This window comes from Paenibacillus sp. FSL H3-0310, assembly GCF_038002785.1.
Lineage (GTDB): Bacteria > Bacillota > Bacilli > Paenibacillales > Paenibacillaceae > Paenibacillus_AQ > Paenibacillus_AQ odorifer.
Genome location: NZ_JBBODC010000002.1, coordinates 1,083,472 through 1,099,931, shown reverse-complemented (window position 1 = coordinate 1,099,931; position 16,460 = coordinate 1,083,472). Strand labels below are relative to the sequence as shown.

The following is a 16,460-nucleotide window of genomic DNA, read 5'->3' as shown; positions in this document are numbered from 1 at the left end:
ACCACTTGCCCATTAATTCAAAGTAAGCACGCTGCCATCACTAAGTGTAACTTTCCAGACAGGTATCAGCTCCAGATGATCTTCCTTCACCTCAGGCACATAAGCAGGCGTTAAATCCTTCACTGCCGAAGTTTTACTGACCAGAGACAACCTATACTCCAGATCCGCACCTCCAGATAGCTCCACTACCTTTTTTACGGCCTTACTTTCATCTATATAGATTAGAGAACGTTCATAAGAGGATACTGTTCCCTGCTGCAGTTCCAGATTTATTACACCATACTGTAATGATGAATGGCTCATTATCGGATAGGAGCCGTACGGGTAGGAGCCATAATATTGTTGAAAAGAGACCTTTCTCTCCTGTCTGCCTTCCTCTGTAGCCTCCAAACGGTAAGTCCCATTCCATCCGCCATGCTGGTTCACAAATTCTACAGCTTCCAAAGCATCCTTGGCAGGGGTACTTTCTCCAGCTGGAAGAGCCGCAGGGTCGCTATAGCTCATCCAGTTCTTACCCTGGTCCACCTGAAGGCTTCGTTTGCTGTCCGTATAAATCTCCGAGCCGTTTTTCTCCCGGATATATCTAGTACTTCCAACATCGAAGAAAAGATTACTCTGCATTTGCTCTATGGTGTACATCCCGGAAGGCATGTCTACCTGAACCAGAGAAATCTTACTGTCTGGCACATAATAATCCCCGCTTACGGTCTTGTAAGGCGTCCAATTCTTACCGAAATCAACATGCTGCTGCACATCCTGAACCGTTAAATCCGCTTTTGCCGCTTCGTATATGATGTCGCCTCTCGTACTGAAGAAAATAGCATGGGCCTTGGAATCGTTCTTAATGTTATAGATCCAAATGCGATCGATGCTTTCTCCTTCAAAAAGGGAATCTGGCGATAACTGCATCACCCGCTGCAATAACGTTACCGGAATGCCCGCTCCGAACGAAAGCTCAATCCCAGGATTCTCATTGCGGATCTTATCCCAATCATAATCCTGTACCGAGTGCCGCTGAAAGCTTTCAAAGCCACGACCTTTTAAGCGATTCATGATCAAGCTATAGAACGTAGAGTCCGGATAAAAAAGCGTATGCTTGCCTTCCCCCATATGGATGATCATTTTGTCAGGGTATAACAGGTTCTCTACCTTCTCTTCCGGACCCATATTATCTGTCTTCACATACAGGTTCTCAGAAAGCACCGCAGAATCAGCACCAGGCAAGCGGTAGATCAAATAATAGCTTTCAACCAGGCTTCCGAGCACGAGCAAGGCTAGAATGCATGATTTGATTCGTTCCTTCACGCCTCACTCCCCCTTTGCTCGTTCAAAGGCAGGGTAAAGGTTACCTTTGAACCTTCATTTAGCTCGGATTGCAGGGAAATGGAGCCTCCATGTGCCTTCACAATTTCCCGGGCAATGGAAAGGCCAAGTCCAGTGCCTCCCATGTTCCGCGAACGTGCCTTATCCACGCGATAAAATCGTTCGAAGATCCGCTCGATATCTTTTTTCGGAATCCCTATCCCCGAATCACGTACAGAAATGGAGAGCATTCCATCCTCATTCTTCAACGCTTCCAATTCAATTGTACCGCCTTCTGGCGTATATTTTAGCGCATTGGAGACCAAATTCCCCAAGACCTGGTCGATTTGATCACGATCAAGCCACGCCGTAGTAACATCTTTGCGGACCCTTGTACTGATATCGATACGCTTTTGCCGAATTTGAAAAGAAAAACGATCCGCAACATCCTCCAGCATCTCGGTAATATCTGTCTGCTGAATTCGAAGAAGAGCTTCCTTGGAATCCAGACGGGAAAGATGCAGTAAATCCGTAACCAGACGAATCATCCGTTCCGTTTCGTTGCGAATCACCCCAACAAACCGAACCGCCAGCTGCGGATCTTCAAGTGCTCCATCATCCAGTGCTTCAACATAGCTTTTAATAGTGGTAAGTGGTGTTCTTAGCTCATGCGAAACGTTCGCCACGAACTCCCGGCGTGATTCCTCCAGATTCTCCTGTTCGGTGACATCCTGCAACACAGCAATTGTACCGGCAATTCCCCCCTCACGACGATGAATGGGAGTAAACGTCACTCTTACGATATTAGAATCTTCTCCACCCATATGGGTCAGATGAAGCATTGCAGATTGGGCATTGCCTTTAGCCAGAGATCCGCTTTGTTCGTAATCTAAGCCCAACAGTTTATCTAGAGGAGCGCCTTCCGGCAACGGACCTTCATTTCCGAGCATCAACGCTGCCCGCCGATTCATCAGAATCACTACTCCGTTCTCATCTGTAGCCACAACACCATCACTCATGTTCGTCAGAATAGAGGTAAGCTTCTCCTTCTCCTCTTCATTCTGCGAGAGTGCTTCCCGCAATCTACCGGTCATATAATTGAACGCCTGACTGAGTTGTCCAATTTCATCATTGCCCAATACGGGCATTTTACGATTGAATCGGCCTTCAGCGACCGCCGTAGCATGCCTCGTCATTTCCTTAATAGGCTGCGTGATAGTGTGCGCCAGAATGACGCATAAAACAACCGTTAACGCTAGAGCTAACAGCAAACCTGAGATAAATACACTATTGATCCGGCCCATCGTGGCGTATAGATCCTTCATGTCAGCAGCAATATAGATTGCGCCCACTACCTTGTCCCCCGAGAGCACAGGCTTAGCCACAACCTTTTTCCGCACATTATCATCCGCAATAATATATTCCTCGTTATCACTGATGCCCTGCAAGGCCCGATTCACAACTGTCTGGGTGTTACGCTGCCCGACATAATCATTCTGCGAGGGAACAGAAGTGGTGATGATTTTGCCGCTGGCATCCAGTACCTGAATTTCAGCCCCGTTAATGTACAGATTATTGACCATCCCGCGCAGACTTTCCACAGCCGTTTCCTCATCAGCCGTTCCAGCCTCACTACCAAATTTATCAGCAGTCAGGATGGACAACATCTCAGCACGTGCTTTAAGGTCCTTGGTGAAATTATCTGTTAACGAGTTCTTCATCGAGCTGACAAAATAAACCCCGATCAACTGCATAGCTATCAGAATCAGCAACACGTAAATAATAATAAGTTTTGCCTGAATTGTCCGGATAAAGGACCGCCACTTCATCACAGTCCTCCATTTTTAGGGCTATGCATCAAATAGCCAAGTCCACGCCGAGTATAAATATATTCGGGCTTGCTGGGGTTCTCCTCAATTTTCTCTCTTAGACGACGGATCGTCACATCAACGGTCCGCACATCACCGAAATACTCAAATCCCCACACTGCCTGCAGCAAATGCTCCCGAGTCATCACCTTACCGGCATGTTTGATCATATAGTAGAGCAGCTCATATTCACGATGGGTCAAGTCAAGCGGCTCCCCGCCCTTATAGACCATATACATATCTGTATCTATAAACAGATCAAAATGATAAATGCCCTGCTTATTCTCTGCTGGTTCACTCGCCATCCCCTGTGGTGACGGTTTATGCTGTCTCCGCATCTGGGCTTTAACTCGGGCCAGCAATTCACGTGTACTAAAAGGTTTGGTCACATAGTCATCAGCACCAAGCTCCAGGCCAAGTACCTTATCAATCTCTCCGTCCTTGGCTGTAAGCATAATGATAGGAATGTCCAAGTGCGCAGAACGCACCTCGCGGCAGACGTCCATGCCATCTTTGCCGGGCAGCATAAGATCAAGCAGCATAAGATCGGGCCTTTTGGACAATGCCAGCTCCACTGCGCTGTTACCATCAAAAGCACAAATAACCTCGTAGCCTTCTTTTTCTAAATTAAATTTCAATATATCAGCAATAGGCTGTTCATCATCTACTACCAGAATCGTTCCCATCTGCATGTCCCAGCTTCACCTTCCTATCCTTACTTAATGATCATTCCTTTATTTTAACATACCTGTCTAACCGTCACATCCTACGAAATAAGCAATCCCCCTGCCCAGCAAAAAGAAACGGCTTTGCCGTCACTCGTAGATTAAAAAAAATAAAAACCGCCCGATTAAAATCGAGCAGTTAAAGGATTAAGTATGAATTATTGCAAATACTTCATTGGATTTACAGCAGTGCCATTCTTCCGAATCTCAAAATGCAGATGTGTACCCGTCGAACGTCCGGTGCTACCCATTACGCCAATCTTGCCACCCTGCTCCAAGCGTTGGCCTGTAGAAACCGAGATGCTTTTTAAATGACCATAATAGGTCTGGTATCCGTTGCGATGATCCACAATAACTACATTCCCGTATCCATTCTGCACCCCTGCAAAGATTACGGTCCCGGCATCAGAAGCTTTTATATTCCGATTGCTAGATACCATATCAATACCCTTATGGGCACGGCTCCAACGCTCACCGAAGCTACTTGTCAGGGTTGCCCCGCTTACCGGCCAACTGAACATGCCTGTTCCTTCACCAACAACCTTCGTTCCCCGATAAACAACTTCTGGCAGCGAGGCTTTTATAACGGTCTGGCCTAACCATTCTTCTTGAACAACCATGCCATTTTCCTTTGTTACCCGATACTCCATTTCTTTAAGTCCAGTTTGTCCTGGACGAACCACTTTGCTTTTGCCTGCCGCTAGCTGATCGCTCGAACGCACAACCACTTCCGGCTCAGTCACTATCTGCTCAGTCACTTTTTCCACAGTTACTACTGTAACATCTGGTTGGGGTACCTTCAGCTTCAGTGTATCTCCAATCTTCAACGTCAGCTCTTTCACGTTAGGGTTGTTACTATAAATCTCTTTTTGGGTGATTTCAAACCGTTTGGCAATCCCCGAAATCGTATCACCCTCTTGAACGGTATAAAGAAGAGGCGCCTCTTTACCTTCAGTAAGTGTCTGGACCGCTGCCTCCACATCCAACACTTTATTAGGATCTGCTTTGATAGGAACGATAGAAATATCTTCACTAATCTCTACCGACTCTACTTGCTCTGGAGCCTTCGCTTTTGCAGCAGATGAGCTGGAAGCAGCCGTTCTTGTTAGCTTACTAGCCGTCGTTGCTACTTCTGCTTGTGGGACATAATGATTTTTTACCCCTTCGAGCACAGCATTAGCAGTTTCCTGATCCTTAACTATGCCAACGGCCTTGCCATCTACCATCAATTGGACGCCTACCGCATAAGCTTTCAGCATTCCATCTAGTTTAGTAAGTGTCGCCTCACTATCAACTTCTGGCTTGTATGCCTTCTGCTCTTCTATTGTTATGCCCTCTGTTTGCAGCACCATGGTTGAATTCGGATATTTCTCCTGATATTCTCGTTGTTTCTTATCGTATAGCTGGTTAAGCTGCGTCTGATCGGTAAGTCTTCCGACTTCTTCGCCCTTCACCAACACTTGATAATAGGTAACCGTGTTAGCGGCTACATACTTTTTCTCTGCTCCAACCAACACCGTAGCTAGAAGCACAAGGCCGACAGATCCCAAAATCCAAGCACGCCGAAATCTGCGAGTACCTTTCTCTTGTTGAAAGTGTTTGGAGTCGTGATCGAAATTGTGGCTCTGTTGAACATTCGCCTCGGATTCTGCTGGATGTCCATCCTGCAGCTTGCTCATCCGACGCATGAACTTAAATCCCTTCATGAAACTCTCCCTTTCAGTCCGCTTTTACTTCCGACAAAAGCGGCCAAGCTAATTGTACGACCTCGATTATATAGATTACGTCCATGTAAATTTCTGCGTATACTAGTGCTTAATTCCTGCTTCTAATGAACCTATAAAAAGGTTGTTAAGGAGGTTACAAAAATTTAACCTCTTGAGGTCCTTGTTTACTGTACCATAGCTTAGAGAAAAATTTCAACTTTAGACATGACAAAAAACCCGCCAAATACGCGGGTTTTTTGCGCAAATATGAAATTTTAACCTTTTTCTTGTGTCTATAAAGTGACAATTATAAAAGCTATTGCGTAGATTCTGTAGTTGGTGTAAGCATTTTCATTATGCTCTCATATTCGTCTGCATCAACATATTTTGCAATTACCTGTTGCAGCTCTTTAACCTCATCTTCTGTTAATCCATCCTCCATCGCTGTTGAAATTTTTGCCATCTCATCCTGGGGTAGTTTGGACATCAAAATATTGAATATATTTACCTTCTCTTCCGATGGAAGATTATCTTTGAAGTCACTGAGTGCCTCAGGTGTCATTACTAATTGTTGGTCACCAACACTTCCACTTCCGTTATCAGTTGAACTTTCGGTTGTAACTTGCCCCATAACTGGTAAGGCATCAGTCGGAGTATTATCATCTACGGGCTCGCCCTTGCCTTTAGCTGGCGAATCCGTGCTTTTGTCGGTCTCCTTGCTAACTGTACTCCCTGTGGTTACTTCTTTATTGGCTGTATCCGAGTCAGATTTGTTATCCATGCCAATGATGCTCCGAATCATTCCTCCAAATCCCGGACCGGGAGTATTCACTTTAATATCGAAGCTAGCCAGTACCGACTGAATATAAGCATTTACAACCACGCCCGTTGTTAGAATTGAAAGAGTGCTGGCAAGTACCACAATCAGACATACGCTAAGTGCTCGCTTCACGATCTTCATCTTCATTTCTCCTCTCACCTATGTTCAAGTCTATCTGGTAGATCATGTACATGTTCTTCTATACATCCAGTATTGACTAGAACCGGCCTTGGGAAACGTCTAGGTATAAATCTAGGCCCCAAAAGAGAGAGAGATAGTCCTCAGAACAAAAAAAAGAGCCTCTAACGGGGCTCCTTATTATAACTAGATTTTAGATATAAATTGGCAATACTTGATTCGTCTGCTCACGGTTACGACCCACTGAGAAGATAGCAATCGGAATACCTGTAAGCTCAGATACACGTTCAACATATCTGCGTGTATTTGCTGGAAGATCATCCAATGTTTTTGCAGAAGTAATATCTTCGCTCCAGCCTGGAAGCTCCTCATATACCGCTTCACATTCTGCCAGCATTTTGAGGCTAGCAGGGTAATGAGTAATTACCTCACCACGGTATTTGTAGCCTGTGCAGATCTTCACAGTCTCAAGTCCGCTAAGTACATCCAGCGAGTTAAGAGATAGCCCTGTGATTCCACTTACACGACGAGCGTGACTCACAACTACACTGTCGAACCAGCCTACACGGCGTGCACGTCCGGTAACTGTGCCATATTCATGACCTGTTTCACGGATATAATCACCTGTTGCATCATTAAGTTCTGTAGGGAATGGGCCATCTCCAACACGAGTGGTATAGGCTTTTGCAACCCCAATAACCTGTTTTATTTTGGACGGTCCAACACCAGAACCTATGCACACCCCACCGGCAGATGGGTTGGATGAAGTAACAAACGGATACGTACCTTGATCGATATCAAGCATTACTCCTTGCGCACCTTCAAACAACACTTTGCGATCCGCATCAATGGCATCATTAAGAATAACAGAGGTGTCTGTTACATAATTACGCAGCACTTCTGCATATTCCAGGTATTGAGTCAGAATCTCTTCTACGTTAAGAGCTTCAGCACCATAGACCTGCGTAATCACTTGGTTCTTCTCTTGCATCAAGGGGCGGAGTCTCAGTTCGAATTCCTCAGCGTCCATCAAGTCAGCAATACGGATACCGTTGCGTGCTGCCTTATCCATATAACAAGGACCGATACCTTTACGTGTAGTACCAATCTTGTTCGGACCCTTACGGTCTTCTTCGAGAGCATCCAGCACCATATGGTATGGCATAATGACATGAGCACGATCACTGATCACTAAGTTCTTAGTATCAAAACCGTTCTCGTGAATATAATTAATTTCTTGGATCAAGGCAGCCGGATTAATAACCATTCCGTTACCAATTACACAAGTTTTCTCTTTATAAAATACACCCGAAGGGATCAAGCTGAGCTTAAACTTCTCACCGTCAATCAGAATCGTGTGACCGGCATTATTGCCCCCTTGATAACGGGCGACCACATCTGCACTTTCCGCTAGAAAGTCAGTGATTTTCCCTTTACCTTCGTCTCCCCATTGTGTTCCCACGACGACTACCGTTGACATGTTCATTCCTCCGTAGGTGCTACTTAGCACCATTATTTTTCATAATATGGACCCTATACGTCATTCTTATGTACGTGGCCCTCCGGACGCCAAGCAGATTTAACCCGCTAAAGGACAATTCTCAGTGTAACAGCGGTTTTTTTCAAAGTCAAATAAAACGAACGATTACACAAAGAAATGTGCAATCGTTCGGGAATTATACATGTCAGGTTTAACCAGCAAATGGTTCCGCATGTGCTCGCTCGTAGTTAACGAACTTGTTGAAATTTTTAAGAAAGACCAGTTCTACCGTGCCTACGGGACCATTACGCTGTTTAGCTATAATGATCTCAATAATATTCTTCTTCTCCGTATCCGCATTGTAATAATCATCACGATACAGAAACGCAACAATATCGGCATCCTGCTCGATAGAACCCGATTCACGCAAGTCACTCATCATTGGACGTTTATCCTGGCGCTGCTCTACACCCCGGCTTAACTGCGACAGGGCAATAACCGGCACATCCAACTCACGGGCAATCTGCTTCAGTGTACGAGATATATCCGATACTTCCTGCTGACGGTTCTCTCCGCCTTTACCGCGGCCCTGAATGAGCTGCAAGTAGTCGATGACGATCATGCCAAGTCCTTTTTCCTTCTTCAGTCTCCGGCACTTTGCACGAATATCGGTTACCGTGATACCTGGTGTATCGTCGATGTAAATCTCCGCTTCAGATAGAGACTGAATACCCATCGTCAGCTTGGACCAATCATCATCACTCTTGAAGTCACCGGTACGCATAATATTGGCATCTAAGTTGGCTTCAGCACAAATCATCCGCTGTACCAGCTGTGGCGCTGACATTTCCAGACTGAATATCGCAACAGTTTCTTTAGCGCGTACTGCCACGTTCTGTGCAATATTCAGGGCGAATGCAGTCTTACCAACAGATGGACGAGCCGCAACAATGATCAGATCGTTACGTTGGAATCCGTTAGTCATATGATCTAAATCCACAAATCCGGTTGGGATACCTGAGGTACCCCCCTTATTTTGATGAAGCAACTCAACCTTGTCGAACACTTCCATCAAGACATCGCGGATCGCAATAAATCCACTGCCGCTCCGCCGGTTAGAGATTTCAAGAATGCGCCGCTCTGCATCACTCAGCATATCGGCTACATCTTCACCGCCAGTATAACCTTCGCTCACAATTTGCGTGGCTGTGCGAATCAAACGGCGCAGCATGGCTTTCTCTTCGATAATCTGGGCGTAGTATTCTACGTTAGCAGCAGTAGGCACGGCATGCGCCAGCTTAGCTAAGTAGCTAACCCCACCAATATCTTCAAGCTCTCCTTTGTCCTGCAGTCTGGACGTAAGTGTAACAAGATCAATCGGCTGGCTCTCTTCTCCGAGCTGCACCATCGCCTCAAAAATCATTTGATGCGCTTTATCGTAGAAGTCTTCGGTATTCACCCGTTCCATTGCAGTAATGAGCGCTTCATCCTGCAACAGAACCGCACCAATTACCGCCTGCTCGGCTTCAAGATTCTGCGGGGGAACCCGATCGAAAAAGAGATCTCCACCCATGTTACTCCTCCGTTACCTCAACCTTAAGTGTGGCCTTTACTTCAGTATGCAATTTTACGCTTACTTGAAATACTCCTATATGGCGAATTGGCTCACCTAATTCAATCTTGCGCTTATCAATAGTAATTCCTTTGGTGGAAGCCAGTGTCTCAGCAATCTGTTTGCTTGTAATAGCACCGAATAAACGTCCGCCTTCACCTGATTTTGCTTTCATTGTCAGTGTTAGCTCGTCAAGCTTCTTACCCAATTGCTGTGCTTCTTCTTTTTCGTTATCTTTACGGCGTTGTTCAGCAGCCGCTTGATTCTCCAGCGTCTTCACGTTACCTTCCGTTGCCGGACGAACCAATCCACGTGGCAATAAGAAGTTAGAAGCATAACCTTCGGATACCTCTTTAACCTGACCTTTTTTACCTTGACCCTTAACATCTTTTATGAATATGACCTTCATTCGAATAACCCCTCTTTCGATTCGATTTCAGCCAGCACCTGCAGTAATCTGGCTTCTGCTTCTTTACATGTTCCTTCAAGCTGTACCGCGGCATTGGACAGATGCCCTCCGCCGCCTAATTTCTCCATCACGACCTGTACATTCATACGTCCGAGTGATCGGGCACTAATGCCAATCAGGCCGTCAGGCCGCTCGCTGATGACGAATGAAGCGACTACGTTGGTCATCCCAAGCAGCGTGTCCGCAGTCTGAGCAATAAGAAGCTGCGGAATTTTCATGCCTGGTGCCGTAACTACGAGCGCGATTTGGTCATACACCATCCGCGCATGTTTGATAATTTCGGCTTTGGAAATATACTCCTGTAAATCCTCCTTGAGCATGCGCTGAATAAGTACGGTATCGGCACCATTCCGGCGCAGGAAGCCTGCGGCCTCAAAGGTACGCGACCCCGTATGAAGCGCAAAATGCTTCGTATCCACCGTGATCCCCGCTAACAACATTGTAGCATCCAGCGGACTGATCTTTACCTTCTCATGAATATACTGAAGCAGCTCTGTCACCAGCTCACAAGTCGATGAAGCGTATGGCTCCAAATACACCAATACAGCATCGTTAATGAACTCTTCACCTCTGCGGTGATGATCCACCACTACAATTCTGCTGGCATATTGCACTAACCGCGGCTCCATCGTCATAGACGCCTTATGTGTATCCACAACAATTAGCAGGGTATGCTCTGTCATGATCTGTAGGGATTGCTCCGTTGTGATGAATGACTTATACAATTCATCGTCCTTACGAATCTGCTCCATCATGTTAGTTATCGATGGATTAGGAGTCTCCATCACAATGCTAGCCTCTACATTATACATCTGCGCAGCCCTTAACAGGCCGATTGCAGCACCCACAGCGTCGATATCCGGTGTCCGATGACCAAGGATCAGCACACGATCGCTCTCCTGCATCAGATCCCGCAAAGCATGCGCAATGACCCGCGCCCGCACTCGGGTACGCTTCTCAGCAGCATTACTCTTGCCACCGTAGAAGGATAACCGTTGGCCTGCTTTTACAGCCGCCTGATCACCACCTCGGCCAAGCGCCATATCTAGACTGGATTGGGCCAATGCCCCTAATTCACTTGCAGAGTCTGCGCCAAAGGCCAGACCAATACTCAGTGTCATGGGTACCTTAAGATCAGCAGTCATTTCTCTGACTTCATCTAGAATCACGAAGCGGCTCTCTTCCAACGCTTGCAGGCTACGATGATTAAGCAGCATTAGATAACGTTCCGAGGACAACCGCCGCAGATAAACCTCAAACTGCTTACTCCATTCAGTGATTTCACTCGTCACCTTAGCAATCAGCGAGGTTCGCTGTTGATCATCCATCCCTTGAGCAGATTCATCCAGGTTATCCATCATCACTATGCCGATCGCCAGCTTCTCATCCTCATACCGCTCACGTAACACCACAAGCTCAGTGATATCATACAAGTAAAGAATACGCTCACTCGGAATAATGACAGCTTGATAAAATCGTTCATCCACGGTGATCTCAAGACGGGTGTCATGGAGCACACCTTCTTTGGCGACCTCCCGCTTACCCGCTGCAGCACCTGTGAAAAAAGACTGCATATCAGGCAATAATTCTTGCAGTGATTCCCCGACTAAAGACTTACGTGCGAAAATATCGCCGGCATAGCGGTTATTCCATTCCACCGTTCGATCCTCGCTAAACAGAATGATTCCAAGCGGCAGCATGCTGACTGCTTCGCCCTCTACCCGCTTAATGCGGAAAGATAGTCCATTAATATATTCCACCAGATTACGGCGGAACGAGATCTCCGCTTTCAACATATAGAAGCATAAAGTACCTGAGAGAAATAGGCCGGCGACCCCAAGCGCCCAGTTATAAACACTGACAATTATAATAAGGACCAACAGCAGCATGAACGCCCATACGGTATGATAGCCGTGCCAGCGTCTTTGCAGAAATTTAGGCATGAACTCTCACCCTATCGTTTCGATTTGGTCACATACTCCCGCAGTGGGAACGCAAGATCAATAATACCAATAATGCGCAGCGGCGGCAGTAAAATAACCGGTATCGCTAACAAAACGGCAGACATCTTGTTCCATTTGCGTTCATGCGCCAGGAAGAAGAAAAATCCGATGGCCTGAATCATAAAGCCAATTCGCAGCAGTGGCAGAAGATTGGCAGAAATCATGAGGATGAAATTGTTCTCCGACCCTGAGAAGAAGAGCTGTAGAACAACACCAATCAGATAGTACCAAATAAACGATCTCGAAAGTCTCCATTCACGTGCAGGCTTCATCTTAGGTACTGCATAATTCATACTGTTCAGAATCGGGCGGGCAATAGAATGCGTAATCACAGCAATCATGAAGGAGCTTACGATTAGAGTCATAGGGATCATTTGAACCGTCATATGACTTATCTTGTTTACATCCTCAGTTGAAAATCCAATATCAGTGAGCAGAGGATTGGTAGTTCCGAGCTCAGACAGAGGTGAATTAACCATTTGCAATACATCGTTCACATAGGTAGACAGGTCAAAATTAAATAATGCCGTACCCAGCAGCAAAAGCAGCAGGAACTGTGCAAGAATCGTAACCGTACCTGCGATCACGGTAGACATGGCCGGGGCATGTCTTTTATACCAGCGCCCCATAACCAGAGCCGGTATTAAGAAATACGCAGCTATCAACAGATAAATTGGTGTAATCAAGCCTACAATCAGCAACACCGGCAATACATGCAGCACAAATTGTCTCGTGTTCAGGGTAGTAAACAACACTACTGCCGGAACAATCATAAAAAGGGTAGTGATGATGAGGAGTGGAGTCGTTAAACTAAGCAGCAAAAGTAAGTATGCTACGCTCCAAGCCACAGATGACCAGCGAAATTTCAACAGTATTCACCTCTTACGCATATGTTCTTCTAAAGCAGATATATCTTGGTACCAATCTTCCAGTTGATGCCCTTCCTGCTTGTGCTTTCTAAGCTTCTCCAGTAGCAAGTCATCTAAAGAACGATAAGGAATCCCTAGTCTGCGGCCCAAAATATAAGAGCTCATAATCAAGCTAGCCAGACTGTCACCGACACGGGTAGTACTGCCTTCCCATAACGCTTTAAATAACCTTGAAACTTGATCAATCACTTCGGTTTTCAGCCATTCAATTACCTTGGCGCGCTTGGCTACATCCAGATCCTTCGGCACATTGGACACGTCTCTCTACCTCCGGCAAAAAGCTTTATTCTCCATTATAGCATAAAAAATTCGGTGTCACACTGGACGCCCCGCGCCCCTTAAGTATGCTTCAATCCATGCTGGCTATGCCTCTTTTGGGAGAGGAGCTTTCTTTAAAAAAGACCCGCATTCCGTTATCGCCGGAAATACAGGCCTTGTTCCGATAGCTTCTATAACCGCGAATACACTGGGACTATAATGATTCCTGTGATTGTCTTGTTACAAATTTCTCGCAATATTCTATGACTTGACTCCGGCGAACAATTCCAATAAACCGGTTCATATCATCGACCACAGGTACAAAGTTCTGCACCTTAGCCAAATTAATTAGATCTTCCATATCCGCATCAATCGAGACCGGCTTGTTATTCATACGTAATGGAACGTCCTTCAGCAAAAATTTTGAAGCGTTCTCAAACGAAACCTTACCCTCCGACTCTTTCATGTACCAGAGCAGATCACCTTCCGTTACCGTGCCGGCATACTCTCCATTACGGTTAAGAATCGGGACTGCTGTATAGCGGTGAAACTCCATCCTCTCAAGCGTTTGGCGCAGCGTAGAATCGAGCGTTACGCAGGCCACCTCCTGTTTCGGAAGTAAAAAAAATGCAATATTCATCTCTTGATCCTCCTCAAAGAGTTCCGAAGGAATTACGGTTCTTTAACTTCCTTTTACTGCCATGCCAATGTGATTATACGTAGCAGCTAAATAATAGTTCCAACTCATTATAACATGAAGACAGTAAGCAGCAGCCATGAGAATGTTTATGGCTGCTGCAATTTATTTATATGAGTTTAGCTTTCCAATTAGAATTACTGTGTAACTGCTGTTGCTTTGGGCTCGAGTGCATTACTTGCTTTTCCCGGCTCAATCAGTTGATCTACAGGTGTTCCTGCATTCATCCAATTATCAATCAGCGCCTTAGCTTCGCGCAAGTCCTCTTCATCAACGATATCATAATAAAGTCCGTCAATACGTTTTCCTTCGCCCATTACCGTAAAGCTTGAGATATCCATATCTTTGCCGCCCATAAATTTCTTGGCCAGACTAATAATCATTGAAGGCTCAATATCGGTCTTAAAATTATCGCCCATAATATCCAGCAGCTTAGGAATATTGCCGATTTGGCTGATCGATAACATTTTATTAGCTACGACATCAATAAAAACCTGTTGGCGTTTGGTCCGGTTAAAGTCACTATCTTCACGGTAGCGTGTATAGTTGAGTGCTTCTTGACCGTTATAATTCGACTTTCCACCCTCGATCGTAAACTTTTCATGGTCCTTACCCTTGTTTACAATGTCCTTCTTGATTGGCAACGGAACGCCTCCAATAGCATCAACGGCATCCTTGAGCCCTTGAAAGTTAATGGTGGCATAATACTGAATATCATGCTCCAGCAGTGCTTCCAGAGTATCCTTAGCCATTTGCTGCCCACCAAAAGCATAAGCATGGGTAATCTTATCTTTTTTATTATCGTTATGCCCAATAATCTCGGTATACGTATCACGTGGAATAGAAATAAGCAGAATTTTGTAATCCTCAGGGCGAACAACAGCATACATCATAGTGTCTGAACGTGCGGTTTCATTGTCGCGTTGATCAGTCCCGAGCAGCATCAGCGAGAATGGATCGCTTTTGTATACAACCGGCTCTGGCTTAACCTTATTCTCATCCTTAAGTGGCTGGTAAGATTCTTCTTTCAGCTTGCTTTCTACCCGATCGGACAAAAAGAGGTCAAAGGCTAATACGGCCAAAGAATTCCGAAACAGAAAGCCTCCCGCTATAACAACGACGAGAACAATTAGCGCAATGTATCTTTTCTTTATTTTTTTCATCTTTGATTCCTTCTTTATTGTAGAATAATTACAAATACCATATATTTACAATGCCTCCTGATCGTTCTCAGGCAGTCATGGTTTTATTTCTCTCGGCGGCGAATTTACTGTCCCTTATTCCATTATCTTATTGTCCCCCCTTTCAGGAAATTCGGGTCATTCTAAATTATAGAAAAAATTTTTTTTGCGTTTCTAAAATAATATGGGATAAAACAATATTTCTATTGTAATCACTAAATGGATAAAAAGAAACAACAAATACCGACATGAATAGGGAAAAAGCACCATACCAAGTAATAATTACTGGTATGATGCTCCAAATTTAACTTCGAATTCCAAGGGCATGTATAATATGTTTTACCCGTTCTCCATAATGTAAATCGCGGAAAAACCCATAATCGAACAATTTAGCAGCACCCTCAAATCGGCTGCCATAGGTCTCTGCCCCCATAACGACCGCAATAAGCCGGTGCCCCTCTCGCTGGGCTGATCCCGCAATACAATATCCCGTCTGGCTATCATATCCAGTCTTCAACCCATCTGCTCCATCGTATGCGTAAGCGCCGCCCATACCTGGAAGCATAAGGTTGCTATTACTAACATATAACCCTTTATCCTTTAATTGCATCTGTGTACGACCGGAAATATTCAGTACATCAGGATGATTATGGATTAGAGCAGCTGCCAATTTGGCTGTATCCCTCGCTGTCATCATCGTCTGGCCACCGATATGCGTAGGCTGACGAATGATACCAAGATCCTTGCTCGACAATCCAGAGGCGTTGGTAAATACCGTATTAGGAGATAAACCTAAACTACGTGCTCTATCATTCATCATAAGTACAAAAGAATCCTCTGATCCTGCCATATATTCTGCCAATGCAACTGCAGCATCATTAGCAGAATAGATGGTGATGCCTTCGAATAGCTCCCTTACTGTATAGAAATCTCCTCGTTTTAATGAGAGACTCATACCTCCCATTTGACTGGCGTAAGCACTAATAGGGACTCTATCCTCCCACCTAAGGGTTCCAGAGGTTATGTGATCCAGCACAATCATTTCAGTCATTAATTTAGACACACTGGCCGGTGGCATAGGCACATCGCCGTTTATATTGACCCATATGTCTCCACTATCCATATCTAGCAGCACTGCTGAACCCGCGTCAATATCCGGTTTAAAGCCCAGCTCGATAGGCCTCCACACCGTAATTAAGACAACGACTATCAAAGCTGCACCAGCCCATATCAATATCCGTCTCTTCATCGTTGTCATCCTCCATAATATAT

The 16,460-nt window shown here is 45.3% G+C and carries 14 protein-coding genes; all 14 read right to left on the bottom strand.

The genetic code is table 11. The features are described 5' to 3' along the window. Positions 1-12: 12 nt before the first annotated feature. The 14 genes from MHH63_RS24325 to MHH63_RS24260 all read right to left on the bottom strand — a co-directional run bounded on the left by MHH63_RS24325 (position 13) and on the right by MHH63_RS24260 (position 16,437). Complete coding sequence (locus tag MHH63_RS24325) at positions 13-1,305, bottom strand: YycH family regulatory protein (protein WP_076124306.1); 1,293 nt, start codon at positions 1,303-1,305, stop codon at positions 13-15. Next, positions 1,302-3,131 (bottom strand): cell wall metabolism sensor histidine kinase WalK, encoded by a 1,830-nt coding sequence (gene walK / locus MHH63_RS24320; protein ID WP_036677817.1) that lies wholly within the window; start codon positions 3,129-3,131, stop codon positions 1,302-1,304. The genes MHH63_RS24325 and walK overlap by 4 nt, the downstream gene beginning before the upstream one ends. Next, positions 3,131-3,862 (bottom strand): response regulator YycF, encoded by a 732-nt coding sequence (gene yycF / locus MHH63_RS24315; RefSeq protein ID WP_076124308.1) that lies wholly within the window; start codon positions 3,860-3,862, stop codon positions 3,131-3,133. The genes walK and yycF overlap by 1 nt, the downstream gene beginning before the upstream one ends. Positions 3,863-4,053: 191 nt before the next feature. Then, positions 4,054-5,601 (bottom strand): M23 family metallopeptidase, encoded by a 1,548-nt coding sequence (locus MHH63_RS24310; protein WP_076307602.1) that lies wholly within the window; start codon positions 5,599-5,601, stop codon positions 4,054-4,056. Between the two features lie 316 nt (positions 5,602-5,917). Continuing rightward, a complete protein-coding gene (locus tag MHH63_RS24305; RefSeq protein ID WP_339189048.1) occupies positions 5,918-6,562 on the bottom strand; it encodes a hypothetical protein in 645 nt (214 codons plus the stop codon). A gap of 190 nt (positions 6,563-6,752) precedes the next feature. After that, positions 6,753-8,039 carry an adenylosuccinate synthase gene (locus tag MHH63_RS24300; protein WP_076105178.1) on the bottom strand — a complete coding sequence of 429 codons (1,287 nt, stop codon included), beginning with the start codon at positions 8,037-8,039 and terminating at the stop codon, positions 6,753-6,755. Positions 8,040-8,250: 211 nt separating this feature from the next. Further along, on the bottom strand, positions 8,251-9,612 hold the full coding sequence (gene dnaB, locus MHH63_RS24295; RefSeq protein ID WP_036677807.1) for a replicative DNA helicase: 1,362 nt from the start codon (positions 9,610-9,612) through the stop codon (positions 8,251-8,253). A gap of 1 nt (position 9,613) precedes the next feature. Next, positions 9,614-10,060 carry a 50S ribosomal protein L9 gene (gene rplI, locus MHH63_RS24290; protein ID WP_036677804.1) on the bottom strand — a complete coding sequence of 149 codons (447 nt, stop codon included), beginning with the start codon at positions 10,058-10,060 and terminating at the stop codon, positions 9,614-9,616. Next, complete coding sequence (locus MHH63_RS24285) at positions 10,057-12,063, bottom strand: DHH family phosphoesterase (RefSeq protein WP_076124313.1); 2,007 nt, start codon at positions 12,061-12,063, stop codon at positions 10,057-10,059. The genes rplI and MHH63_RS24285 overlap by 4 nt, the downstream gene beginning before the upstream one ends. 11 nt (positions 12,064-12,074) lie before the next feature. Further along, positions 12,075-12,992, bottom strand: coding sequence for a DUF2232 domain-containing protein (locus MHH63_RS24280; RefSeq protein WP_076124314.1), 918 nt, complete (start codon positions 12,990-12,992; stop codon positions 12,075-12,077). 6 nt (positions 12,993-12,998) lie between these two features. Next, a complete protein-coding gene (locus MHH63_RS24275; RefSeq protein WP_170914153.1) occupies positions 12,999-13,301 on the bottom strand; it encodes a MazG-like family protein in 303 nt (100 codons plus the stop codon). Between the two features lie 223 nt (positions 13,302-13,524). Beyond that, positions 13,525-13,950 (bottom strand): CBS domain-containing protein, encoded by a 426-nt coding sequence (locus MHH63_RS24270; RefSeq protein ID WP_036677795.1) that lies wholly within the window; start codon positions 13,948-13,950, stop codon positions 13,525-13,527. A 194-nt stretch (positions 13,951-14,144) separates the two neighbouring features. Next, the gene (locus MHH63_RS24265; protein WP_076099795.1) at positions 14,145-15,170 is read right to left on the bottom strand and encodes an LCP family protein; all 1,026 of its coding nucleotides are present in this window, start codon (positions 15,168-15,170) and stop codon (positions 14,145-14,147) included. A 322-nt stretch (positions 15,171-15,492) separates the two neighbouring features. Further along, positions 15,493-16,437: a D-alanyl-D-alanine carboxypeptidase family protein gene (locus MHH63_RS24260; protein WP_341172175.1), complete on the bottom strand. Its 945-nt coding sequence runs from the start codon at positions 16,435-16,437 to the stop codon at positions 15,493-15,495. Between the last annotated feature and the right edge of the window lie 23 nt (positions 16,438-16,460).

Excerpts from the sequence above, each read along its gene's own strand:
- MHH63_RS24305 (WP_339189048.1), bottom strand. The coding sequence starts at position 6,562 with ATGAAGATCGTGAAGCGAGCACTTAGCGTATGTCTGATTGTGGTACTT.
- MHH63_RS24285 (WP_076124313.1), bottom strand. The coding sequence starts at position 12,063 with ATGCCTAAATTTCTGCAAAGACGCTGGCACGGCTATCATACCGTATGG.
- MHH63_RS24260 (WP_341172175.1), bottom strand. The coding sequence starts at position 16,437 with ATGAAGAGACGGATATTGATATGGGCTGGTGCAGCTTTGATAGTCGTT.
- dnaB (WP_036677807.1), bottom strand. The coding sequence starts at position 9,612 with ATGGGTGGAGATCTCTTTTTCGATCGGGTTCCCCCGCAGAATCTTGAA.
- rplI (WP_036677804.1), bottom strand. The coding sequence starts at position 10,060 with ATGAAGGTCATATTCATAAAAGATGTTAAGGGTCAAGGTAAAAAAGGT.
- MHH63_RS24300 (WP_076105178.1), bottom strand. The coding sequence starts at position 8,039 with ATGTCAACGGTAGTCGTCGTGGGAACACAATGGGGAGACGAAGGTAAA.
- yycF (WP_076124308.1), bottom strand. The coding sequence starts at position 3,862 with ATGCAGATGGGAACGATTCTGGTAGTAGATGATGAACAGCCTATTGCT.
- walK (WP_036677817.1), bottom strand. The coding sequence starts at position 3,131 with ATGAAGTGGCGGTCCTTTATCCGGACAATTCAGGCAAAACTTATTATT.
- MHH63_RS24310 (WP_076307602.1), bottom strand. The coding sequence starts at position 5,601 with ATGAAGGGATTTAAGTTCATGCGTCGGATGAGCAAGCTGCAGGATGGA.
- MHH63_RS24270 (WP_036677795.1), bottom strand. The coding sequence starts at position 13,950 with ATGAATATTGCATTTTTTTTACTTCCGAAACAGGAGGTGGCCTGCGTA.
- MHH63_RS24265 (WP_076099795.1), bottom strand. The coding sequence starts at position 15,170 with ATGAAAAAAATAAAGAAAAGATACATTGCGCTAATTGTTCTCGTCGTT.